The organism is Nocardioides daedukensis, assembly GCF_013408415.1.
GTDB classification, from domain to species: domain Bacteria; phylum Actinomycetota; class Actinomycetes; order Propionibacteriales; family Nocardioidaceae; genus Nocardioides; species Nocardioides daedukensis.
Window position 1 is genome coordinate 558,047 of record NZ_JACCAA010000001.1, and the last position, 23,120, is coordinate 581,166.

The following is a 23,120-nucleotide window of genomic DNA, read 5'->3' on the forward strand; positions in this document are numbered from 1 at the left end:
CAAAGCACCCCGCCGCTCAGTGGAACAGGGTGGCGATCCAGGCCGGAGCCTTGGCCGGGGACGGCGGCGGCGCGTTCATGTCAGCGGTGATCCGCGGCAGCGGCGCGGTGTGGAAACCACCGCCACTGGTGTGCCAGTCGTTCTCCGCGTCGATGAGGTCGCCCAGCTCGGCGCGGGCCAGGAACACACCATGGCCGTCGGGGCACCGGCTCACGGTTGCCCGACCGATCGAGCGAACTTCCATCTCGTTGCCACAGCGGGGACAGTTCAGCGATTCCTCCATGGATCGAGGCTACTCCTCGAACTGGGCGGCGTCCGATCATCCGGGCTGATGCCGCACGGCGGTTCGGCCACGAGGATCGTTCCATCGACGTGTTGAATGCAGGGGTGACCCGCGCACGCACTGGATATCGTTATCTCGATGACCCCGAGGGGGTGATCGCCTTCGCCCACCGCGGGGGCGCCTTCCACCCGGAGATCGAGGGCCTGGAGAACACGATGGCGGCCTTCAGGCATGCCGTCGCCCTGGGCTATGACTACCTCGAGACCGATGTGCACGCCACGCGCGACGGCAGGCTCCTCGCGTTCCACGACACGGTCCTGGACCGGGTCACCGACCGCAAGGGCGAGATCGCCTCGCTCACCTGCGCCGAGGTCCAGGAGGCCTTGATCGGCGAACGTGAGCGGGTGCCCACGTTGGAGCAGCTCTTCGACGAGTTCCCCCACGCCCGGTTCAACATCGACATCAAGTCGGGCAGCGCCGTGGAACCCCTCGCCGAATTCGTCACCTCGCGAGGGTTGCAGGACCGCGTGCTGGTCGGCTCCTTCTCGGCCAGCAACCTCAACCGCTTCCGCAAGATCACGGCCGGCGCGGTGCCGACCTCGGCCTGCCCGCTCGAGGTCGTGATCTGGGTGCTCTCCCCCACCGGCCGGATCGCCAAGGCGTTGACGCGGGGCAGGGTGAGTGCGCTGCAGATCCCGCACCGCCGTCGCGGCATTCGCGTGGCCAGTCCGTGGCTGGTGCGCAAGGCTCACTCGGTCGGCGTGCAGGTCCACGTGTGGACCATCGACGACCCGGTGGAGATGAATGACCTGGTCGACACGGGCGTCGACGGCTTGATGACCGATCGCACAGACATACTGAAGGACGTGCTGCAGGCACGCGGGCTCTGGGAGGGGACGGCATGAGCGGGACGGACACCGGTGCAGGCACCGTGAATGGAACTGAGCCGAAGGCACGCTTCGGCTGGCCGGTCTATGCATGGGGACTGTGGGACTGGGGGTCGGCCGCCTTCAACGCGGTGATCACCACGTTCGTCTTCAGCGTCTACATCACCTCGGACTCCTTCGGTCCGGGGGCCAGCTCCAAGCTCGGCTGGGCGCTCGCCACGGCGGGTGTCCTGGTGGCCGTCTTCGCCCCGATCACCGGCCAACGTGCCGACCGCTCCGGTCGGCGCTCGTTCTGGCTCGCGGTCAACACCGTTCTGGTGGTCCTGGCATCCGCCGGCCTGTTCTTCGTCAAGCCGGGGGAGGACTATCTCTGGCTGGGCCTGTTCCTGCTGGCGGCGGGAAACGTCTTCTTCGAGTTCGCGTCGGTCAACTACAACGCGATGCTCAACGAGATCTCCACGCCCAAGACCGTCGGCCGGGTCTCGGGGCTCGGCTGGGGCCTGGGCTACATCGGCGGCATCGTGCTGCTGCTGCTGGTCTACTTCGGCCTGATCAACCCCGAGGTCGGCATCTTCGGGATCACTGACGAGGAGTCGCTCGACGTCCGGGTGACGATGCTGATCTGTGCCGCCTGGACGCTGCTGTTCTCGCTGCCGGTGTTCATCACCCTGCGCGACGAGAAGGTCCAGCGTGAGGCGAAGGGCCCGAAGATCGGCATCATCGCCTCCTACAAGCTGCTCTTCGCCACCGTCGCCGACCTGTGGCGCACCGACCGCAACACCGCCTACTTCCTGCTCGCCTCCGCGGTCTTCCGTGACGGACTGGCCGGTGTCTTCACCTTCGGTGGCGTTCTCGCGGCCGGAACCTTCGGGTTCTCCGACGGTGGCGTGATCATCTTCGGCGTCGCGGCCAACCTCGTGGCCGGCGTCGCCACCATTGCATTCGGAGCCCTCGACGACTTCCTGGGCCCGAAGCGGGTGATCATCCTGTCCCTGGTCTCGATGATGATCGCCGGCAGCTGCGTGTTCATCTTCCACGACGGCGGAAAGACCATCTTCTGGATCTTCGGCCTGATCCTGTGCATCTTCGTGGGTCCCGCACAGTCCGCGTCCCGCACCTTCCTGGCCAGGTTGATCCCCGAGGGCCAGGAGGGCCAGGTCTTCGGCCTCTATGCCACGACCGGGCGCGCGGTCAGCTTCATGGCGCCGGCGGCCTGGTCGCTGGCGATCATCATCGGCGCGGCCGTCAGCGGTGTGAGCGACAACGACGACGCCGAGCACTGGGGCATCCTCGGCATCCTGGTGGTCATCGCCACCGGCCTGCTGCTCCTGATCCCGGTGCGGAGCAAGGTCAGCGACGACTCGGCCCTGGTCACCCAGGCGCCACCCCGATGACAGGCCGAATGACGGGCGACCTGTGACCTGTGCGCCCTGAGTGTGCTCGGACACATTCGTTTCGGTTACGGAATCTTGCGTGGCCCACTAACGTTGAAAGTCATGACGGCTGACAAGAGCCGTCGATTTCGGCGTCACGGAGAGACGGCCAACCCGTCTCAACAGTGAGAAGTGGCCGAGAACTAGCAATGGAGGTGGCTGATGGCAGAGCGCACACTGCGTGGAGCACGGCTGGGAGGCCAAAGTTTCGAGGACGAGCGGGGCATCGAGTTCGCCGCCCGGCAGCAGGTGGGTTATGCCTGCCCTCAGGGACACTCCTTCGAGATCCCGATGTCGGTCGAGGCCGACATCCCGGCGAACTGGGAGTGCCCGCGCTGCGGCGCCGTCGCCCTGAGCGTCGATGGGATCCTGCCCGAGGAGAAGGTCGAGAAGCCGGCCCGAACCCACTGGGACATGCTGCTCGAGCGTCGCTCCATCAAGGAGCTCGAGGACATTCTCACCGAGCGGCTCGAGTTGCTGCGTGGCGGAGAGATCGGTCCCGCTCACCTGCACCGCGCCAAGGGCAAGAAGAAGAAGACTTCCGCCTGAGCACGGAGGACTAGTCGTCCTCCACGACCTCGCCCTCGACCACCGGTCCCCCGGACCCAGGTCGGGGGCGATCGTCATTTCGGCGGTACGTCGTACCGTCACCGCCCCTGCCCGGCTGTGCCGCGCCGCCGAACGGGAGATCACCCACCATCCGTGCCGCCACGAAGGCCGTGAGCCCCTTGCGCGCGATCGGTCGGGTGAACGGAAACACCAGCACCAGGCCGACCACGTCGAGCACGAAGCCCGGCGAGAGCATCAGGATGCCGCCGGCCAGGACCAGGATGCCGTCGGCAATCTCCCGAGCCGGCATCCGCCCGCTGGAGAGTGCGGCGCTGAACGCCCGGAACGCCTTGCCGCCCTCGCGCTTGATCAACCAACCGCCGAGCAGGCTGTCGGCGATCAGGAGCAGGATCGTCCAGCCGACGCCGATGACCTGGCCGACCTGGATCAGGACGTAGAGCTCCAGCAGCGGGATCCCCAGGAAGAGGATGGCCAGCAACCAGACCGGAACCCGACGAACGCGAGTCATCGCCGCACCGTCCTCGCCCGGAGCCTGTTCCACCGCTCACGCAGGCCCCATCGGGTGACCATCTTGAGCGACTCACTGGCCACTGCTCCGCTCATCTTCGAGTCCCCCCGCTCTCGCTCGATGAACTCGATCGGCACCTCGGCCACCCGAAGTCCGGCCTGCAGGGTGCGCCACGCCATGTCGGTCTGGAAGATGTAGCCGGCCGACTCCACGGTGTCGATCGAGATCGCCTCCAGCGTCGAGCGACGGAACACCCGGAAACCCGCGGTGGCGTCCTTGATCCTGACGCCGAGCAGCAGGCGCACATAGAGGTTCCCGCCGCGGGAGAGCAGCTCGCGCGACATCGGCCAGTTGACCACCGAGCCGCCCGGGATCCAGCGCGATCCGATCACCAGGTCTGCCGTGACCAACCTGTCGAGGAGTCGGTGCAGCTGCTCGGGCTGGTGGGACCCATCGGCATCCATCTCCCCGATCACGTCATAGCCCGCGTCGAGGGCGACCTGGAAGCCGTGCAGGTAGGCCGCGCCGAGCCCGTCCTTCGCGGTCCGGTGGACGACCGAGACCTGTGCGTCGTCGAGGGCGAGCTTGTCGGCCAGGTCACCGGTGCCGTCGGGTGAGTTGTCGTCGACGATCATCACGTCGACCCCGGGCTGGGCAGCACGCAGCCGGCCCACGATCCACTCGATGTTAAGGGCTTCGTTGTAGGTCGGAATGACCATCACGACCCGCCCGAGCCCGTCGTACGTCACGTCTTCTCCCCTGGTGCCGCGCTCGAAGTGGTGGTCACTGCATCGGGCTCGACAGGCTCCTCTGCCGGGCCCGCAGCGGGCATGAGGTCCGGCCTCGCGCCGGCCCTCCGATTGCGACCTCGACGATACGTGAGCACGCCCAGCACCAGGGCACCCAGGGCCACGACCACACTGAGACGACCCAGCCAGGGGCCGACGACCATGGCCGGGGTGCTCTCCTGGACCAAGGTCACCTCGTCGACCAGCACGTCGCGGGTGCGTGGGTCGATGTCCGAGATGACGTCCCCGTCGGGACCGATCACACCGCTGCGACCGTTGACCGCTGCGACCACGACGCTGCGACCGGTCTCCAGGGCGCGGATCCGGCTGATCGCCCACTGCTGCTCGATCTGGCCGGTGTGGATGAACATCGCGTTGGAGGTCTGCACGGCCAGCAGTTCCGCGCCGGCCCGCACCTGTTCGGTGATCGTGTCGTCGTAGGAGATGTCGAAGCAGATCACGTCGGCGACCTTGATGTCACCGATCCGCAGAGGCGAGGTCCTGGTGCCGCTGAGCATGTCGCGCGGCACCATCGCCAGACGTCCGAAGTTCTTCTTCCCGAAGGCGTCGCGATAGGGGATGTACTCACCGAACGGGACCGGGTGCCGCTTGGTGTAACGATCACCGGCCCCGGTCACCGGGTCATAGACGATGCCCTGGTTGAGCACGTGGTCCGGGTCGGTGGCGTCGACGATGGCACCGACCAGGATCGGCGAGCCGAGGTCGGCCGCCACCTCGGCGAGGGAGCTGCGGATGTCGGCATCGCGGAACGGGTCGACGGCGGTGGCGTTCTCCGGCCAGATCACGAAGTCGGGGCGTTCGATCGCACCGGAGCGTACGTCGGCTGCCAGCTCACGGGTGGCCTCGAGGTGCGACCGGGTCACGTCACGGTGGTAGGCGAGCAGGTCGTCGCCGTTGCCGGGCACATCACCCTGGACGATCGCCACCCTGGCCGTGCGGCTCTCCGAAGTGGTGGCGCCGATCGGCACCAGCCACGGCACGAAGGTGGCGGCCAGGCCGGCCGCGGCGACGCAGCCGACCAGGGCTGGTCGGGCGCGGACATGAAAAGCGCACCACACTCCCCCGGCGGCCAGCAGGGCGACCAGGAAGCTCACCCCGTTGGCGCCGATCCAGGGGAACCAGCGTTCGAGGGGGGTGTCGATGGTGGCGAACGAGATCCGGCCCCAGGTGAGCCCGCCCATCGGCCAGGAGCCGCGGATCACCTCGACGGCCAGCCAGACCGCGGCGGTCCACACCGGCCAGTAATGCAGCCGCGCGACGACCGCCATGCCGGCAGCCGCGCCGGCGAAGTAGAGCGCCTCGAACAGCGACAGCGCCAGCCAGGCGTCCACACCGATCACCCGCAGCCAGTGCAGCAGGGTCAGCATGAAGCCGGCGCCGAAGAGCAGCCCGTGCAGGGCAGCGGTGCGGGTTCGGGTGCCGTGCACGCACCAGACGAGCCCGGCGATGCCGAGGGGAAGGAGCCAGACCAGGCGGGTGGGCTCGAAGGCGAGGCCGACGGCGACGCCGCTGGCGAGGCCGATCAGGATGCGCAGCACGTGGCACAGGTTAGCCAAGGCGCCCTCGCGCTGCTGCGAGGAGTCATGCAGGCGCGGGAGAGCTGACGGACGCTTCGGACCAACCCAGGGACCGCTGGCTGCTGCCCCGGGGAAGTTGTCTAAGGCGCACCGCGCTCTCCCGCACTCGCCCCTCGAGCCACGGAACCGACATCGGCCGACCGGCCTGGACTGATCCGTGGTGCTCGAACCGTCCGGGCGGCCACCTGGACGCCGGTCCGCCAACACGATCTGCATGGGCGGATTAGGGCACCATTCCTGACTCGGCCTCACCCTGTCAACACGCCTGTGACCTGCAACTATGTGCATCTGCGCAGGTCAGCGCAGGGTGGTGTGGACGAGAAATTCTCCGCGAGATCTCACACACCCGGCGTGTCGTCGCAGGACACGCCGACCCGGGGGCTCTCTGAGGTTGTTCAGCCCGGAACGACGACCGTCCCGGTCGCCTCGGTGGCCAGCAGCGGCGGGTCGAGCAGGGTCGCGGCACCGGGCCTGGTGGCGGTCGCCGCACCGCGCGCGACGACGTACGCCGTGAAGTGCAGGACCCGGGACCGGTTGCCGGCCCGGACCAGCTCGGCGTTGATCTCCAGGACGTCGCCGGCGCGCACCGGTGCCCGGAACTGGACGTCCTCGTAGGAGGCGAACAACCCCTCATCACCATCGGTGACGATGCACATCTCGGTGGCCACGTCGCCGAATGCGGCGAGCGAGTAGGCGCCGTCGACGAGGTTCCCGGCGTAGTGCGCGTGCGAGTAGGGGACGTAGCGCCGATGGGTGACGACGGTGCCGATGGTGGCGGTCATGAGGCCTGTTCCTCCTGGGAATGGGTGCGTGAGGAGACGATCCGGTGGACCAGGAAGCTGGCCACCTCGCCCGGGGTGGTGCCCCGGGTGAAGACCCGGTCGACGCCGAGCGCGGCAGCGCCGGCCTCGTCGAAGCGCGGCCCGCCGACCACCAGGAGCGGGCGCTCATCGGCGGGGTAGGACTCGCGGAAGGCCGCGGACATCTCTCGGGTGTTGAGGATGTGCGCATCGCGTTGGGTCACGACCTGGGAGACCAGCACCGCATCTGCCCGCTCGGCGCGGGCCCGGGCAACGAGCTGGGGCACCGAGACCTGGGCGCCCAGGTTCACCACCTTGATCTCGCGGTAGTACTCCAGGCCCTTCTCACCGGCGAAGCCCTTGATGTTGAGGATGGCGTCGATGCCGACAGTGTGCGCATCGGTGCCGATGCACGCCCCGACCACGACGAGACGACGGCGCAGGCCGGCCTTGACCTCGGCGTTGACCTCCGGCGGGGTGAGCAGCGGATAGTCGCGCTCGACCACGACCACCTGGCTGGTGTCGACGAGATGGTTCACCCGCCCGTAGACGACCACGAAGGTGAACCCTTCCCCCACCGGCTTCGCGTGCACGACCAGCGCGGGGTCCATCCCCATCTTGTTGGCCAGCTGCACGGCCGCGCCCTCGGCGACCTTGTCGTGCGGCAGGGGCAGCGTGAAGCTCATCTGCACCATGCCGTCGCCGGTGGTGTCGCCATAGGGACGGACGATGCTCATGACTCCTCCAGGATTTCGCTCGCGGGGTTGTAGTAGCCCTCGGCCTTCTCGGCGACGCCGTCGAGTCCGCGGCCCGCGTCGGCGGGCCGCTTCATCAGGCCGAACGTGCCGTCGGCGATCGCGTCGAGCAGCCCCGCGCCGGAGCCGGACGGGGCGTGATCGATGATCTGCTCCATCAGCTCGATCGACTCCCCCAGCACCTTCTCTGCGCGCTGGGCGATGAAGCCGTCCGGTGCGGGGTGGAAGTCCTCGTGCAGGTTGCCCGCCGCGTTCATCACGTAGCGCACGTTCTGCAGGGCCAGGTGGCGGTCGGAGAGCCACGGGGTGACCACCGCCTCGGTCATCATCCCGACCAGGAGGATCCCTTGGCCGGTCATCGCGCCGATCAGGTTGAAGAACCCGTCAAGCAGGTAGCCCCGGAACACGTCGCCGGTCATGTGCCGTGTCGGGGGCATCCACTTCAGCGGGGCGTCGGGGAACAGGCTGCGGGCGAGCAGGGCGTGCGCCAGCTCGAGCCGGAAGCTCTCGGGGACCTCGGGGTCGATCTCGAAGGCGTGGCCCAGGCCGACCTGCCAGTCCTCGAGGCCGGCCTCCTTGGCGAAGAACTCGTTGAGCAACTGGCTGGTGGTCACCGTGTGCGCCGCCTCGACCGCGTCGGCGGTGGTGAGGTAGTTGTCCTCGCCGGTGTTGATGATGATCCCCGCACGCGCGTGGATCTGGCGGCTCAACCGCTGGTCGACGAAGGTCCGGATCGGGTTGATGTCGCGGAAGAGGATGCCGTACATCGAGTCGTTGAGCATCATGTCGAGGCGCTCGAGACCGGCCAGCGCGGCGATCTCGGGCATGCACAGCCCGGAGGCGTAGTTGGTCAGGCGCACGTAACGCCCGAGCTCACGGCTGGTCTCGTCGAGAGCCGCGCGCATCAGTCGGAAGTTCTCCTGGGTCGCGTAGGTGCCGGCGAAGCCCTCCCTGGTCGCACCCTCGGGGACGTAGTCCAGCAGGCTCTGGCCGGTGGAGCGGATCACCGCGATCACGTCGGCACCCTCGCGGGCGGCAGCCTGGGCCTGCGGGATGTCCTCGTGGATGTCGCCGGTGGCCACGATCAGATAGATCCACGGCTTGCGGGGCGCATCGCCGATCTCGGTGATCATCTGCTCGCGCTCCGCCCGCCGCGCGTCGATCCGGCGTACGCCGGCCGCGACCTGCTGGCGCGAGGCCGCGGCTGCCCTGGTGGCGGCGGCGCTTTCGGGGAGGCGGAACCTGATCGAGCCGGCCGAGGCCTTCTGGGCCAGGGTGAGCAGGTCGTCGGCCTCGCCGCGCTCGAGGGCTTCCCAGACCGGCAGTGCGACGCCGTGCTCGAGACCTACGTCGGCGCGCACGCAGTCCATCAGCCGGTTGACCCATGGGGTGCCGTCGGGATCGGCTCCGGCCAGACCGGCAAGGCGCAGCGTCGCGCGCTCCACCGAAACGGTCGTGTGCCGACGGGTGATGTCGACGATCGGCTGGCCGGCGCGGGCGGCCAGGTCGCGTGCCCGTGCGACCGTACTGGGATCGAGCTCAATGCCTGCCATCACTGCCGTCCTTCGAAGAGGGTGCGAATCGCGGGGGTGCTGCGCACCAGGTCGAGCGCTTGGGCGGCGTGGCCCGGCACGAAGCCGTTGCCGATCAGCATGGTGACGTCGGCGGCGAGGCCTTCGGCGCCGAGTGCGGCGGCCGGGAACGAGGTCGCCATCGAGAAGAAGATCACCGTGCCGCCCGACGCAGTGGCCAGGATCGCTCCGCCCTCGCAGCCGGGGACGTCCACGCAGACCACGGTGACGTCAGCCGGCCCGCCGGCCTTCTCGACCGCCTCACGCAACGCGAACGGGTCCCGGGCGTCGGCCAGGACCACCTCGTCGGCCAGCCCCGTCTCGCGCAGCCGCGTCGCTTCTGCCTCGGTCGGGACCACCGCGATCATCTGCGCGCCGCCCGCCAGCCGGGCGGCTGCCAGGGAGAGTGAGCCGGACTTGCCGCCACCACCGATCACGGCGACCGTCGGGGCGTCATACTTCTCCACGACGCGTGAGGTGAGTGCCGGAGCACCGCAGACGTCCATGATCGAGAGCGCCAGCTCGTCGGGAAAATCATCGGGCAGGACCGCGGCGATGGAGCGGCCGAAGAGCACCGCATGTCCCGTGCAGGGCACCTGCTCGGTGGTGCCGTCCCACGCGCTCAGCCCGTCCTCGATCACCAACGGGGTCAGGGTGAGCGAGACCAGGGTGGCCACCCGGTCCCCCACCCGCAGGCCGAGTCGTGATTCGGCGCCGACCTCCTCGACGGTGCCGATCAGCATGCCGCCGGAGCCGGTCTCGGGGTTCTGCATCTTCCCGCGGGTGGCGACGATCGAGACCACCTCGTCCCGGATCGCGCTGCGGTCGGTGACCCCGTCGTTGGTGTGCTTGCGCTCGAGCTGACGAAACGATGCGGCGTCCAGGTTGAGTCTTTCGACCCGGATCCTGGTCTCGTCGGGCCAGAGCTCGGCGCGGGTGTCGAGGCGTTGCGCTGCCTGGGGCAGCACGGGCACGTCGTCGAGGACCCGGTGAAGACCGGTGGGATCGCTGTTCTGGCCCTGCATGACGGGCGGCCTCCCTGCATTTCTGTCCGACACGGGAAATCTTGCGGTGATGCATTTGATTCACCAGAGATTCTCCGCCTATCGTGGCAGATGAGGCGTGAGTCACACAAACGAACCGCCGACCCCGACCGTCGTACCCGACAGGAGCCCCCGATGAGCATCGAAACCTCGATCGCGTCCCTCATCGAAGGACAGACCGGCCAGCCCTACCCCTACCGCCGTACCGAGCTGGTCGAACCCGACTGGACCCGATTCCCGGGCTGGAAGGACGTCACTGTCGCCGAGTGGGAGTCCGTGCAGTGGCAACGCGCGCACTGCATCAAGAACCTCAGGCAGCTGCGTGAGCTCTTCGGTGACCTGGTCGACGAGCGCTTCTATGCCGACCTCGAGCGCGACCAGGCCGAGCGGGCGACGATGTCGATGCTGGTGCCGCCGCAGATGATGAACACGATGGTGCCGCACGTCGAGCCGGCCGGCCCCGGCTCGCTGACCGAGGGGCTCTACAGCGACCCGGTGCGCCACTACATGCTGCCGGTCTTCTCCGACCGCCGCACCGACTGGCCCTCGCACCCGCACGCCACCCGCGACTCGCTGCACGAGCACGACATGTGGGTCGCCGAGGGGCTCACCCACCGCTACCCCACCAAGGTGCTCGCCGAGCTGCTGCCCACCTGCCCGCAATATTGCGGGCACTGCACCCGGATGGACCTCGTCGGCAACTCGACGCCGGCGGTGACGAAGCTGAAGTTCGCCGCGAAGCCGGTGGATCGCCTGGACTCGATGATGGACTACCTGCGTCGTACGCCGACCGTGCGCGACGTGGTCGTCTCCGGCGGCGACGTCGCCAACATGCCGTGGCCGCGGCTCGAGGACTTCCTCACGCGTCTGCTGGAGATCGAGAACATCCGCGACGTCCGGCTCGCTACCAAGGCACTGATGGGGATGCCGCAGCACTGGCTCCAGGACGAGGTCCGCGCCGGCATGACCCGGGTCGCGACCATCGCCCGTGTTCGCGGGGTCTCGATCGCGATCCACACCCACGTCAACCACGCCAACTCGGTGACTCCGCTGGTGGCCAAGGCGACCCGGGCGATGCTGGACACCGGCATCCGCGACGTGCGCAACCAGGGCGTGCTGCTCAACGGCGTCAACGCCGACCCGCACGCCCTGCTCGACCTGTGCTTCCGGCTGCTCGACGGCGCGCAGATCATGCCTTACTACTTCTACATGTGCGACATGATCCCGTTCTCGGAGCACTGGCGGGTCTCGGTCGCCGACGCCCAGCGGCTGCAGCACCACATCATGGGCTACCTGCCGGGCTTCGCCACGCCCCGCATCGTCTGCGACGTGCCGTTCGTGGGCAAGCGCTGGGTGCACCAGCTGGCCTCCTACGACCAGGTGCGCGGTATCTCCGGCTGGACGAAGAACTACCGGACCTCGATCGAGGCCGCGGGGAGTGCCGGCGCCGAGGACGCGTTGACCCGGCAGTACAACTACTACGACCCGATCCACTCCCTTCCGAGTGACGGACAGCAGTGGTGGGCCGAGCACGGCAAGCTGGACGAGACGGCGCTCCGGGCCGCGGAGATGGCCGAGGCGTCACGTCGTACGGCCGCGCTCCAAGCTTGGTGACGCCGAGCGGCGGCGTACGTGCCGGGTGTGTTCAGGTGCGGGTGGAGTCGGTGACGGGCCGGTTCTCGTAGGGAGTGGAGAGCACCACCGTGGTGCGCGTGGAGACGTTCGCGAGCGAGCGGATCCGCCCCAACAGGTCCTCGAGCCCGGCCGGCGCCGCCACCCGGACCTTGAGGATGTAGGACTCCTCCCCCGCGACCGACCAGCAGGACTCGATCTCAGCGATCGACGACAACCGCTCCGGGTAGTCGTCGGCCTGGGCCGGGTCGATCGGAGTGATGGAGACGAAGGCGGTCAGCGGCAACCCGGTCTGGTCGTGGTCGATGGTCGCGCCGTAGCCCTTGATCAGGCCGCGCGACTCCAGCCGCTTCACCCGCTGGTGCACCGCCGAGGTGGACAGGCCGGTCGCCTTGCCAAGATCGGTGAAAGACATGCGGCCGTCCGTCGCCAGCAGCGTCAGGATCTGTCGATCTGTCTCTTCCACGTCGGCAGCCTAGCGAACACGTGGGCCCGGACCTGAGAGACTTCATGACGTGAACCAGCGACTGATGCTCCTCGACACCGCCTCGCTCTACTTCCGGGCCTTCTTCGGCATGCCCGACTCGCTGAAGGCACCGGACGGGACACCGGTGAACGCCGTGCGCGGGTTGATGGACTTCATCTCCCGGCTGGTCAACGAATACCAACCCACACACCTGGCCTGCTGCTGGGACAACGACTGGCGACCGCAGTGGCGCGTCGACCTGATCCCGACCTACAAGGCCCACCGCGTGGTGGACGAGGTGTCCGGTCCCGCGCCGGACGTCGAGGAGGTCCCCGACCCCCTCCTCGTCCAGATCCCGATCATCATCGACATGCTGGAGGCGTTCGGGCTCGCCATCGTGGGCGCCGACGAGATGGAGGCCGACGACGTGATCGGCACCCTCGCCACCGGCGCCGGCATGCCCGTCGATGTCGTGACCGGCGACCGTGACCTGTTCCAGCTCGTCGACGACGCCGCCGAGGTGCGGATCCTCTACACCGCTCGCGGCGTGGGGAAGCACGAGCGGGTCGACAACGCCTGGGTCCGCGCGAAGTATGACGTCGACGCCGCGCAGTACCCCGACTTCGCCACCCTGCGCGGTGACGCCTCCGACGGACTTCCGGGCGTGAAGGGCGTGGGCGACAAGACGGCCGCAACGCTCCTCAACCGGTTCGGCACGATGGACGGGATCATCGCGGCCGCACACGATCCCGAGTCGGACATGGGTCCCGGGCCGCGCGGCAAGATCAAGGCCGCCGCCGACTATCTCGAGGTCGCACCGACCGTCGTCGCCGTACGCCGTGATCTGGCGCTGGGCTCCCCCGACCTGACCCTGCCGCGCACTCCTGCCGACCCGGACCGGGTGCTCGAGCTGGACAAGCAGTGGGGCCTCGGCTCCTCGGCGGTCCGACTCGTGGAGGCCCTCCAGGGCCCGGCCCAGGGATAGGTCGCCGATCATGTCTTCGCGCGCCCGCGTCCCACTGGTCGCCGACCTGGCTCTGGTCACGATCTTCGCCGCCATCGGCCGAGCCGAACACGACAGGGGAAACGTCGTCCTCGGCGTCCTGGCAACGGCGTGGCCGTTCCTGGTCGGAGTCCTCGTCGGCTGGCTGCTCGTGCGTCTACTGGGCCGGCGCGAAGCGCTCGACCTGGGCGCCGGCGTCACGGTCGTGGTCAGCGCAGTGGTCGTGGGCATGCTGCTGCGCGTGATCATCGGCGAGGGCACCGCGCTCTCGTTCATCATCGTGGCGACGCTCGTGCTCGGTGCCCTGCTCCTGGGCTGGCGTGCGATTGCGGCGTGGTTCGCCGCTCGCAGCCGCAACGACGCGGCTTGAGTCGCTGACCTGCCCTACTTCCCGGGCAAGTCTGGCGCTTCCCGGGCAAGATCTCGCCCGGGAAGCGGCGGAGTCACCCGGTACCCGGTGACTTCGGCCGCGGGTACCGCTGACTTCGGCCGCATGTACCCGGTGACTTCGACCTGCGTGGGCTACCCCTCAGCCAGCGACGAGTACGACACCACGCCACGCCTAAGCCTGTCGGCGGCCTCGAGCGCCACCGCGCGCAGTGGAGTCCCGGCAGCAGCGTGGCTGACCTGGATGGCGAGGTCGAGCAGTTGCTTCATCACCCGCACGAAGTCACCGGCCGCGAGGTCGATCTGGCCGATCACCTCGTCGAGGTCGTCGCCCTCGGCCCAGCGATAGGCCGCCCAGGCGAACCCGAGGTCGGGCTCGCGCAGGAAGTCGAGGCGGTGGCTGCGCTCGAGCTCGTCCAGATCGCTCCAGAGGTGGACCACGTCGCGCAACGAGTCGCGGATCCGGCCCCCCGGCATCTTGGGTGAGCGCGCGTCGTCGGGGCGGCGCGCCTCGAAGACCAGCGCCGAGAGCACCGAGGCCAGCTCGGAGGGATCGAGTTCGTTCCACAGTCCCGTACGGATCGCCTCGGCCGCCACCAGGTCCATGTCGGAATAGATCCTGCGCAGGTGGACGCCGCGCTCGGTGACCTGGTCGTCCTGGATGTAGTCCATCGCGGTGAGCACGTCGCAGACCTTGTCGAACTGTCGCGCGATCGTGTTGGTGCGCGACTCGACCCTGCGCTTGAGGGTGTTCGCCTCCTGCTGCAGCTTGAACCACCGTTCGCCCCAGCGGGCGTGGTCCTCGCGGTCGGGGCAGTCGTGGCACGGGTGGGCACGCATCCGCTCGCGCAGCTCGGCCACCTCGGCCTCGACGCCCGACAGGGCTGTCGCGTCGTTGCGACCCGAGCGCGACGAGCGTCCCGGCGGCGGGGCCTCGAAGCCGTGGGTCTTGTTGCGCAAGGTGGAGGTCAGGTCGCGGCGCATCTGAGGGTTGCGCCCGTTGAAGTTCCTCGGGACCTTGATCTGGTCGACAGCTGCGACCGGGGTGGCAAAGTCGATCAGAGCCAGGCGTCGCGCCTGACCACCGGCGGTCACCACCTGGGGGCGGGGCTCGTCGTGCGACAGGCCGGGATCGATGACCACGGCATAGCCGGCGAACTTCCCGTTGGGCACGAGGATGACGTCGCCGGGCTTGAGCCGGGCCAGCGAACCGATCACCTCGTCGCGCAGGTCGCGCCGCCGGGCCTTGACAGCACCCTTCTCCACATCGGAGAGCTTGCGCCGCAGCGCGGCATACTCCATGAAGTCGCCACGATCGCACTGCGCTGCCTCGGCATAACCGTCCAGGGCGTCCTGGCTCTTGCGCAACTTCCGGGCCAGGCCGACCACGGCCTTGTCCGCCTGGAACTGGGCGAACGACGACTCCAGCAGCTGCCGCGAACGCTCGCGACCGAACTGGTGGACCAGGTTCACGGCCATGTTGTAGGACGGCCGGAACGACGAACGCAGCGGATAGGTCCGCGTGGATGCCAGACCCGCGACCTCCTTGGGGTTCATCCCCTGCTGCCACAGCACGACGCCGTGACCCTCGACGTCGAGGCCTCGGCGCCCGGCACGCCCGGTGAGCTGGGTGTACTCCCCCGGCGTCAGGTCGACGTGCGCCTCTCCGTTCCACTTCGACAGCTTCTCCAGTACGACGGTCCGCGCGGGCATGTTGATCCCCAGCGCCAGGGTCTCGGTCGCGAAGACCACCCGGCACAGGCCCCGCAGGTAGAGCTGCTCGACGATCTGCTTGAACCGCGGCAGCATCCCGGCGTGGTGGGCAGCCACTCCACGGGTCAATCCGTCCAGGAACGCGTGATAGCCGAGCACCTCGAGGTCGTCGGCCGGCAGGTCACGGCACTCCCGCTCGACGAACTCGAAGATCTCGTCGCGCTCCTCGGCGGTGGTGAGCCTCAGGTTGGCGTCGAGGCACTGCTGGACCGCGGCGTCACAACCAACCCGGCTGAAGATGAACACGATCGCCGGCAACAAGCCCTCGGCGTCCAGGCGACTGACCACGTCGAAACGGGTCGGCTGGTAGAGCCGCCGGCCCTGGGGCTTGGAGCCGCGTCCGCGGTTGCCCTTCTTGTCGCGCCGGTCCTTGAACCGGTTGGAGGCCCAGTCGTCACGTGCCACCCGGAGCAGGTGCGGGTTGACCTTGGCGCCCTCCTGGGCGAACCCGGCCTGGGCGAGCTCCTCCTCGTCGGCGAAGAGGTCGTGCAACTGCTTGCCGACCATCACGTGCTGGAACAGCGGGACCGGCCGCTTCTCCTCGACGATCGTGGTGACCTCACCCCGGACGGTGGCCAGCCACTCACCGAACTCCTCGGCGTTGGACACGGTGGCACTGAGCGAGATCACCGCCACGCTCTCCGGGAGGTGGATGATCACCTCTTCCCAGACCGCGCCGCGGTTGCGGTCGGCCAGGTAGTGCACCTCGTCCATCACCACGAAACCGAGCCCGACCAGGGTGCGCGAGCCTGCATAGAGCATGTTGCGCAGCACTTCGGTGGTCATCACGACCACGGGCGCCTCGCCGTTGATGGTGTTGTCACCGGTCAACAGGCCGACCTGGTCGGCACCGTAGCGGCTCACCAAATCGGCGTACTTCTGGTTGCTCAGCGCCTTGATCGGGGTGGTGTAGAAGCACTTGCGGCCCGTGGTGACGGCGAGGTGCACCGCGAACTCACCCACCACCGTCTTGCCCGACCCGGTGGGCGCGGCAACGAGGACGCCCTTGCCGTCCTCGACCTCACGGCAGGCCTCGAGCTGGAACTCATCGAGCGGGAAGGAGTAGAGGTCGGCGAACTCGGCCAGGAGCGGGTGCTTGCGGTTGCGCTTGAAGGCGGCGTAGTTCTCCGCGTGGCTGCTGTCGGTCCCCTGCTCGCTGCTCATGCGATCACCGTAAGCGCCGCGGGTGCCGACTCGATGCTCAGGGGCAGCGCACCGAACCGCTCGCCATCGGCGTACGCCACGATTCCCGCTGCCGCGACCGTCACCCGCCGGACCCGGTGATGCTCATAGCGGGGATGGGCGGAGATGGTGCCGTTGAAGAGTCGCGGATAGCTGCGCACGAGATCTGGCTTGCTCATCGGACCGATCACCACCACGTCCAACAATCCGTCGTCGAGCAGCGCGCCCTCGGTGATCCGCAGGCCCCCGCCGAAGGACGGCCCGTTGCCGACCGCCACCAGCATCGCGGAGAGTGACCTGGTGACTCCGTCCAGCTCGAGGGTGTAGCGCAACGGTCGGAACGTGCGCAGTTCGGCGAGAGTCGCGATGTTGTAGCGCATCTGTCCACGCGGCCAGGTCATCTCGTTGGCGCGCTCGTTCACGATGGCGTCGAAACCAGCCGCCAGCACGGTGGTGAAGAACCGGTCTCCCGACTTGGCCAGGTCGATGGTGCGGGTGCGCGAGGCGATCACCCGGTCGGCGGCTGCCACCGGGTCGCGCCGGGGCAGGTCCAGGTAGCGGGCCACGTCGTTTCCGGTGCCGGCCGGGATGATGCCGAGTCGGACATCTGTGCCGGCGACAGCTTGGACGGCCAGGTGCACCAGGCCGTCACCGCCGCAGGCCACGAGCGTCGCGACACCCTCGGCGACCGCACCCCTGGCCTGGCGCGTGGCATCGGCTGCGTCGCGTCCCACGATGATGCGTACGTCGTAGCCGGCGTCGGTGAGTCGCTTCAGCGCGGCATCGGCGTGCCGAGCGCCCTTCCCCTTGCCAGCAGTGGGATTGACCAGCATCGCGATCTGGTTCGAGGGACCGGACGCGCTGGGTGTGGGCACAGATCTGAGCCTAGTGGGCCGGGGCGGTCACAGCGGTGACAATTCGTCATCGGCGACGCCGGTGGTCGGGTCCGCCTTCTTGCGACGTCGATCGAGCAGGCGACAGATGACTTCGGAGATGGCGAACAGAACCACCATCGGGACGGCCAGGAAGAGCATCGAGAACGGGTCGGTCGACGGGGTCGCGATGGCGGCGAAGAGGAAGGTGCCGATCACCACCCAGGGGCGGTGATCACCGATCGCCTTGCCGGTGAGCACTCCGGCCAGGTTGAGCAGCACCACGAAGACCGGGATCTCGAAGGCGATGCCGAAGACGAGCAGGGTGCGGGTCAGGAAGGTGAGGTAGTCCCCGAACTCGATCAGGTTCGTCAGGTTGCCCGGGGTGAACGAGATCAGGATCTCGAGCCCCTTGGGCAACGTCAGATAGCCGATCCAGGCACCGAGCAGGAACAGCGGACCGGCGATCGCGCCGAAAACCCGGGACCACTTGCGCTCGTGGGCGTGCAACCCGGGGAGGATGAAGGCCCAGATCTGGTAGAGCCAGTAAGGGCTGGTCACCACGACGGCTGCCAGACCGCACAGCTTGAGGTGCAGCATCAACGGTCCGCCGGCACCTTGGACGGTGGCCTGCGAGGAGACGTCGTCCGGCAGCGCCTTCTGCGCGTCGAGGTAGGGACCCTCGATGAGGGTGAAGATCTCGTCGAAGTAGAAGAGGGCGACCGTCAACGCGATGAGCAGCATCACGGTGACCTTGAGGATGCGGGCACGCAGCTCCCGCAGGTGGTCGGAGATCGCCATCCGACCGTCGGAGCCGATGGCGTGCTTTGGCTTTCCGGAGAAGAGCGCGGCAACGCCTGAGATGGACACAGCTGTCGTAGGCCCGGAGAGGCTCAGTTGGCCGAGTCGCGACGCTGTTCGGCGTCGAGGACGTCCTTCTGGGGCGTGTCAGCCTGGTTCAGCTCGCCGACGGGACGCGAAGGCTTGTCCTTCTCCTCGTCCTCGTCGTCATCGATCAGGCCCTTTGTCTCCGCCTTGAAGATGCGCAGCGCACGACCGCTGCCACGTGCCAGCTCGGGGAGCTTCTTGGCTCCGAAGAGCAGCACGATGATCAGCAGGATCAGCACGATCTCCCAGGGGCCGGGAGCGGCGATGAGCGGTTGAATCATGGTGTCCTCACCTTGATTGACGTGGGCAGGATCCATCCTACGCGCTCGAGGCTGTGTAGAGGCTGAGAGTCTCCCCCGCAGCCTGTGTGAAGGCGTCCGCGTCGGCCTGGGGACCGAGGATCCGAGCGTGCGGGGCCAGCCTGAGCACCAGGCGCAGCAGCCATCGTGGATCGGCCGAGCGGAGAGCGATCTCGAGACCGCCGTCGGCCAGCTCGCGGCTGGCCTCGATCGGGTAGTACTCCGCGACCCATCGAGCCGGTGGGTCGAGTCGCAGGGTGATCAGCGGTGACTGCGGCGAGGGTCGGAACAGCTCGTCCGGCAGGTCGTCGGCCTCGAGCTCGGGATGTTCCTGGACCGGCGAGTCCAGGGTCTCGGCGGCCACGACGCGGTCGAGCCGGAACAGCCGCTGGCTGTTGGCCTGGTGGCACCACGCGCGCAGATAGGCCATCCCCTGCCGGTCGACGATCGCGACCGGGTCGACCACACGTTCGGTGTTCTCGTCGCGGGCCGGCACGTGATAGCCCAACCGGACCTGCTTGCCTGCCGACATCGCCTTGTCGAGCTGGTGGCGCAGGGCCGCGGACTCGCGCTGCGCGACCGGGACGTGTACGTCGACAGCCGGGGTGGCCTGACCGTCCTCGGCCACAGCCTCGATCTTGGCCAGCGCGCGGTCCAGGCTCTGGGTGGTCTCCTCGTCGGCGACCTCACGCAGGGTGCGCAGGGCCACGGTGATCGCCGAGGCCTCCGCGGTCGACAGACGCAACGGTGCGGAGAAGTAGTCGGCGTTGTGGATGTGGATCATGCTCTCGCCGTCGAGTGCATCCAGGTCGACCTCGATCAGGTCGCCCGGCATCCAGCCGGGCCAGCCGCAATAGATCAGCACCCGCAGGTCCTTGACCAACAGCTCCGGGTCGACCCCGAGCCGATTCGCGGCGTCGGCGACGTTCATCGAGCCCTCGCGCTGGATCAGCGGGACCAGGGCCAGCAGCCGGCCGACCTGTTCCTTGGCTCCGGCACTCATGCGGCACCGTCCTCGGTGTTCGCGATCGCCTCACGCAGCCGGCCCATCGCCAGCTCGCGAGCGCTCGTGGGTGATTCCACCACGGCGTTGGCGCCATGTTGCAGGACCTCGTCGACAAGCGCCCACGCGGTCGGGAACGTCACCGTGATCCGGTCCCACTCGGTGCGCTGGTCCGGTCCCGAGACCCCCGTCTCGGTCGCGGTCGCGGAACGACGCAGGGCCAGGGCAGTCCCGCTGCGGACCAGGACGGTGCCGGTCTCGGTGGCCTGGGGTGGGGTCAGTGAGCGGGTGAGGGCACGCAGATCGGTCCCGGGCGGCACCTCGAAGGCCTCGCCCTTGCCGATCCGGCGTACGGCCCCGTGCACCCGCGAGAGCCGGAACAGACGCGGCTCGTCCTTGTCCATGTCCCGGCCCACGACATACCAACGGCCCGATGACGAGACCACGCCCCAGGGCTCAAGGTTGCGCGTGGTCGGCTGGCTCGCCCCGGCCCTGCGGTAGTCGAAGCGAAGCCGGACCCGATCCAGCGAAGCCTTCCAGAACACGTCGAAGTGCGGGTCCGAGACGGCAACGCCCGGAGCTGCCAGGTCGAGCCGGCTGCGGTCGATCTCGGCACCGCCCGCGCTGAGCTTGGCCAGGGCGTCGCTCGTGGCCGCAGCGAGGCCGGCGTGCTGCCAGACCCTGGTGGCCAGGCCGACCACCGCTGCTTCGTCGGCGGTCAGGTTGATGCCGGGCAAGGCGAACTCGTCGGGGCGGATCCGATAGCCGGTCTCGTCGCCGAAGAACCTGTCGATGGCGGCGATCTCCAGGGGTACGCCGATCGCCCGCAGCTCGTCCTTGTCCCGCTCGAACATCCGGTCGAAAGCCTCGTCCGAGGCGTCCTGGTAGTCCGGGATCGTGGCCCGGATCTTCTGCTTGGTGACCGGGTTGCGCTGAACGAGCAGGAGGATCAGCAGGTTGAGCAGACGCTCACTTTTTGTCACCTTGCGCCTCCTTGGCCGACGCGGGTTCGTCCGCTCCGAGCACATCGACGACGAACACGATGGTGTCGGTGCCCTTGATGCCGGCGTCCTTGTTGCCCTTGCTGCCATAACCCTGCCCGGGAGGCAGGATCAGCATGACTCGGCTGCCGACCTTGACCCCGGGCAACAGCTTCGAGAAGCCGGAGACATAGGTGCTGATCGGGGCCGGCTTCAGCTCGCCGGTGAAGTTCTCGTCGAACGGCTTCTTGCCACCCCAGACCTGGCCCAGGTAGCGCATCACCAGGGTGGAGTTCTTGGTCAGGGCCGGTCCGTCGCCCTCGGTCAGGGTGACCAGTTTGGCCTTGGCCGGGCCCTTGGCCGGCAGGCCGGTGAAGTCCAGGGCAGAGGGGAGGTCGTTCTTGGCGACGATCTTGGGGGTGCCGGCCTTCGCGTCCCCAGGCGTGCTGGGGATCTCCTTCAGCACCCGCGACGTCACGTCCGCGACCAGGACCAGAGGGTCGTCGGGGCTGATGAACAGGTCGGGCTGACCGTAGTCACCGAAGATGTCGCGGGCGGTTGCCTCGAGGACGATGCGGGAGCCGACCTTCTTCCCGACCAGTGCCTTGCTCAGGCCGGGAAGCGACTCGGTCGAGAGTTCGAGGAACTCCCTGTTGCCGGTCTCCCACGTGCTGAGCGCGGTCTCCCCGTCATAGGCGTTGTGGACGAAGAGGTTCGCGAAGAGCCCGTCGCCCATGGCCAGGGCTTCTCCGTCGCCCTCGGTGACGACCTCGGTCTCGACCTTCGGGCGGGCGAGCTCTCCCTCGGTCTTCACCTTCGGCTCGGTGCCGAACTCTCCCGAGACCGTCGCCTCACCGGCACGCTCGGCTGAGTCGTCGTCCTCGCCGCCACAGGCGGTCAGTCCGACAAGGAGGAGGCAGAGGCTGCCGAGAAGCACAACGAGGCGTCGCAAGTGAGTCACCTTTGGGTTCGAGGGACGAGCGGGCACAGCCTAGACGACCAGCCCACGAGTCCGCGGCTCACATGCCGTCGATCAGCCGCTGCACCCTGTCGTCGACCGAACGGAACGGGTCCTTGCACAACACGGTGCGCTGGGCCTGGTCGTTGAGCTTGAGGTGCACCCAGTCCACGGTGAAGTCGCGGCGTCGCTCCTGGGCCTTCTTGATGAAGTCACCGCGAAGCCTCGCCCGGGTGTCCTGCGGGGGGACGGACTTTGCGCGGAAGACCTCAAGGTCTTCGGTCAGACGGTTGACCGCGCCACGGTTCTGGAGCAGGTAGAACAGACCGCGGTCGCGGCGGATGTCGTGGTAGGCCAGGTCGAGCTGAGCGATCCGGGCGTGCCCCATCGACAGGTCGTGCTTGGCCCGGTAGCGCTCGAGCAGCTTCAGCTTGATCACCCAGTCGATCTCCCGATCGACCAGGTCCAGGTCGCCCGACTCGATGGCCTTGAGTCCGCGCTCCCAGAGGTCGAGCGCCGCGTGGATGACCGGAGTGCCGAGCTCACGGCGGTCCACGAAGTCGCGGGCGCGGGAGAAATATTCCATCTGGATCTCCAGCGCGCTGGCCTCGCGGCCGTTGGCCAGGCGGACCTTCGTGCGTCCGGTGATGTCGTGGGAGATCTCGCGAATCGCCCGGATCGGGTTCTCGAGGGTGAGGTCGCGCATCACCACGCCCTCCTCGATCATCCGCAGCACGAGGTCGCAGCTGGCCACCTTGAGCATCGTTGTGGTCTCGCTCATGTTGGAGTCGCCGACGATGACGTGGAGGCGGCGATACTTCTCGGCGTCCGCGTGCGGTTCGTCGCGGGTGTTGATGATCGGGCGACTTCGGGTGGTGGCGCTGGAGACGCCCTCCCAGATGTGCTCGGCTCGCTGGGAGACGGAGTATGACGCGCCGCGAGGTGTCTGGATGATCTTCCCGGCGCCCACCACGATCTGGCGGGTCACCAGGAACGGGATCAGGATGTCCGCCAGCCGGCTGAACTCACCTGCGCGTCCGACCAGGTAGTTCTCGTGGCAGCCGTAGGAGTTGCCTGCCGAGTCGGTGTTGTTCTTGAACAGGTAGATGTCACCAGAGATGCCCTCGTCATGGAGCCGGGACTCGGCGTCGACGAGAAGTCCCTCCAGGATCCGCTCCCCCGCCTTGTCGTGCGTGACGAGCTCGTGGATGTCATCGCACTCGGGGGTGGCATATTCCGGGTGCGAGCCGACGTCGAGATAGAGCCGGGCGCCGTTGCGCAGGAAGACGTTGCTGCTCCGTCCCCACGAGACGACCTTGCGGAACAGGTAGCGGGCAACCTCGTCGGGGCTCAACCTGCGCTGCCCCTTGAACGTGCACGTGACGCCGTACTCGTTCTCGATTCCGAAGATCCGACGGTCCATGCACCAACACTAGTCACA

23 protein-coding genes are annotated in these 23,120 nt (G+C 68.1%); 6 read left to right on the forward strand and 17 right to left on the reverse strand.

What is annotated here, in order from left to right:
• Positions 1–16 precede the first annotated feature (16 nt).
• The gene (locus BJ980_RS02785) at positions 17–283 is read right to left on the reverse strand and encodes a TFIIB-type zinc ribbon-containing protein (protein ID WP_179500880.1); all 267 of its coding nucleotides are present in this window, start codon (positions 281–283) and stop codon (positions 17–19) included.
• A gap of 104 nt (positions 284–387) precedes the next feature.
• On the opposite strand from BJ980_RS02785, the gene BJ980_RS02790 reads away from it, so the two are divergent.
• The 3 genes from BJ980_RS02790 to BJ980_RS02800 all read left to right on the forward strand — a co-directional run bounded on the left by BJ980_RS02790 (position 388) and on the right by BJ980_RS02800 (position 3,152).
• Positions 388–1,188: a glycerophosphodiester phosphodiesterase family protein gene (locus BJ980_RS02790; protein WP_179500881.1), complete on the forward strand. Its 801-nt coding sequence runs from the start codon at positions 388–390 to the stop codon at positions 1,186–1,188.
• Entirely contained in the window at positions 1,185–2,564 is a 1,380-nt protein-coding gene (locus BJ980_RS02795) for an MFS transporter (RefSeq protein WP_179500882.1), read from the forward strand. The genes BJ980_RS02790 and BJ980_RS02795 overlap by 4 nt, the downstream gene beginning before the upstream one ends.
• Positions 2,565–2,765: 201 nt before the next feature.
• Entirely contained in the window at positions 2,766–3,152 is a 387-nt protein-coding gene (locus tag BJ980_RS02800; RefSeq protein ID WP_179500883.1) for an RNA polymerase-binding protein RbpA, read from the forward strand.
• Between the two features lie 10 nt (positions 3,153–3,162).
• Here BJ980_RS02800 and BJ980_RS02805 read toward each other — a convergent pair whose 3' ends face one another.
• The 7 genes from BJ980_RS02805 to kdd all read right to left on the reverse strand — a co-directional run bounded on the left by BJ980_RS02805 (position 3,163) and on the right by kdd (position 10,218).
• On the reverse strand, positions 3,163–3,681 hold the full coding sequence (locus BJ980_RS02805; protein WP_179500884.1) for an FxsA family protein: 519 nt from the start codon (positions 3,679–3,681) through the stop codon (positions 3,163–3,165).
• Positions 3,678–4,430 carry a polyprenol monophosphomannose synthase gene (locus BJ980_RS02810; RefSeq protein ID WP_425490276.1) on the reverse strand — a complete coding sequence of 251 codons (753 nt, stop codon included), beginning with the start codon at positions 4,428–4,430 and terminating at the stop codon, positions 3,678–3,680. The genes BJ980_RS02805 and BJ980_RS02810 overlap by 4 nt, the downstream gene beginning before the upstream one ends.
• Complete coding sequence (gene lnt, locus BJ980_RS02815) at positions 4,427–6,028, reverse strand: apolipoprotein N-acyltransferase (protein WP_179500885.1); 1,602 nt, start codon at positions 6,026–6,028, stop codon at positions 4,427–4,429. Before lnt ends, BJ980_RS02810 begins: the two co-directional genes overlap by 4 nt.
• Positions 6,029–6,462: 434 nt before the next feature.
• On the reverse strand, positions 6,463–6,849 hold the full coding sequence (kal, locus tag BJ980_RS02820) for a 3-aminobutyryl-CoA ammonia lyase (protein ID WP_179500886.1): 387 nt from the start codon (positions 6,847–6,849) through the stop codon (positions 6,463–6,465).
• Positions 6,846–7,604 carry a lysine 5,6-aminomutase subunit beta gene (gene kamE / locus BJ980_RS02825; RefSeq protein ID WP_179500887.1) on the reverse strand — a complete coding sequence of 253 codons (759 nt, stop codon included), beginning with the start codon at positions 7,602–7,604 and terminating at the stop codon, positions 6,846–6,848. Before kamE ends, kal begins: the two co-directional genes overlap by 4 nt.
• Positions 7,601–9,175: a lysine 5,6-aminomutase subunit alpha gene (gene kamD / locus BJ980_RS02830; protein ID WP_179500888.1), complete on the reverse strand. Its 1,575-nt coding sequence runs from the start codon at positions 9,173–9,175 to the stop codon at positions 7,601–7,603. Before kamD ends, kamE begins: the two co-directional genes overlap by 4 nt.
• The gene (gene kdd, locus BJ980_RS02835; protein ID WP_179500889.1) at positions 9,175–10,218 is read right to left on the reverse strand and encodes an L-erythro-3,5-diaminohexanoate dehydrogenase; all 1,044 of its coding nucleotides are present in this window, start codon (positions 10,216–10,218) and stop codon (positions 9,175–9,177) included. The genes kamD and kdd overlap by 1 nt, the downstream gene beginning before the upstream one ends.
• A 153-nt stretch (positions 10,219–10,371) precedes the next feature.
• Here kdd and BJ980_RS02840 point away from each other — a divergent pair, with 153 nt between their 5' ends.
• Positions 10,372–11,850: a KamA family radical SAM protein gene (locus BJ980_RS02840; RefSeq protein WP_179500890.1), complete on the forward strand. Its 1,479-nt coding sequence runs from the start codon at positions 10,372–10,374 to the stop codon at positions 11,848–11,850.
• Between the two features lie 31 nt (positions 11,851–11,881).
• Here BJ980_RS02840 and BJ980_RS19400 read toward each other — a convergent pair whose 3' ends face one another.
• Entirely contained in the window at positions 11,882–12,334 is a 453-nt protein-coding gene (locus BJ980_RS19400; RefSeq protein ID WP_179500891.1) for an AsnC family transcriptional regulator, read from the reverse strand.
• Between the two features lie 64 nt (positions 12,335–12,398).
• Between BJ980_RS19400 and BJ980_RS02850 the strand changes: the two genes are divergently transcribed.
• Together BJ980_RS02850 and BJ980_RS02855 are read left to right on the forward strand one after the other, a co-directional pair.
• Positions 12,399–13,319 carry a 5'-3' exonuclease gene (locus tag BJ980_RS02850; protein WP_179503727.1) on the forward strand — a complete coding sequence of 307 codons (921 nt, stop codon included), beginning with the start codon at positions 12,399–12,401 and terminating at the stop codon, positions 13,317–13,319.
• A gap of 10 nt (positions 13,320–13,329) precedes the next feature.
• The gene (locus tag BJ980_RS02855; RefSeq protein ID WP_179500892.1) at positions 13,330–13,707 is read left to right on the forward strand and encodes a DUF3054 domain-containing protein; all 378 of its coding nucleotides are present in this window, start codon (positions 13,330–13,332) and stop codon (positions 13,705–13,707) included.
• 152 nt (positions 13,708–13,859) lie between these two features.
• Here BJ980_RS02855 and BJ980_RS02860 read toward each other — a convergent pair whose 3' ends face one another.
• The 8 genes from BJ980_RS02860 to pafA all read right to left on the reverse strand — a co-directional run bounded on the left by BJ980_RS02860 (position 13,860) and on the right by pafA (position 23,102).
• On the reverse strand, positions 13,860–16,661 hold the full coding sequence (locus BJ980_RS02860) for a DEAD/DEAH box helicase (protein ID WP_179500893.1): 2,802 nt from the start codon (positions 16,659–16,661) through the stop codon (positions 13,860–13,862).
• Complete coding sequence (locus tag BJ980_RS02865; protein WP_343047659.1) at positions 16,658–17,554, reverse strand: diacylglycerol/lipid kinase family protein; 897 nt, start codon at positions 17,552–17,554, stop codon at positions 16,658–16,660. Before BJ980_RS02865 ends, BJ980_RS02860 begins: the two co-directional genes overlap by 4 nt.
• 27 nt (positions 17,555–17,581) lie before the next feature.
• Entirely contained in the window at positions 17,582–18,421 is an 840-nt protein-coding gene (gene tatC, locus BJ980_RS02870; protein WP_179500894.1) for a twin-arginine translocase subunit TatC, read from the reverse strand.
• 23 nt (positions 18,422–18,444) lie between these two features.
• Positions 18,445–18,720, reverse strand: a complete 276-nt coding sequence (gene tatA, locus BJ980_RS02875; protein ID WP_179500895.1) for a Sec-independent protein translocase subunit TatA — start codon at positions 18,718–18,720, stop codon at positions 18,445–18,447.
• A 37-nt stretch (positions 18,721–18,757) separates the two neighbouring features.
• Positions 18,758–19,741, reverse strand: coding sequence for a helix-turn-helix transcriptional regulator (locus BJ980_RS02880; protein ID WP_179500896.1), 984 nt, complete (start codon positions 19,739–19,741; stop codon positions 18,758–18,760).
• The gene (locus BJ980_RS02885) at positions 19,738–20,724 is read right to left on the reverse strand and encodes a helix-turn-helix transcriptional regulator (RefSeq protein ID WP_343047660.1); all 987 of its coding nucleotides are present in this window, start codon (positions 20,722–20,724) and stop codon (positions 19,738–19,740) included. The genes BJ980_RS02880 and BJ980_RS02885 overlap by 4 nt, the downstream gene beginning before the upstream one ends.
• Entirely contained in the window at positions 20,711–21,673 is a 963-nt protein-coding gene (locus BJ980_RS02890; protein WP_179500898.1) for an FKBP-type peptidyl-prolyl cis-trans isomerase, read from the reverse strand. Before BJ980_RS02890 ends, BJ980_RS02885 begins: the two co-directional genes overlap by 14 nt.
• Before the next feature lie 67 nt (positions 21,674–21,740).
• On the reverse strand, positions 21,741–23,102 hold the full coding sequence (pafA, locus tag BJ980_RS02895) for a Pup--protein ligase (protein WP_179500899.1): 1,362 nt from the start codon (positions 23,100–23,102) through the stop codon (positions 21,741–21,743).
• Positions 23,103–23,120 lie beyond the last annotated feature (18 nt).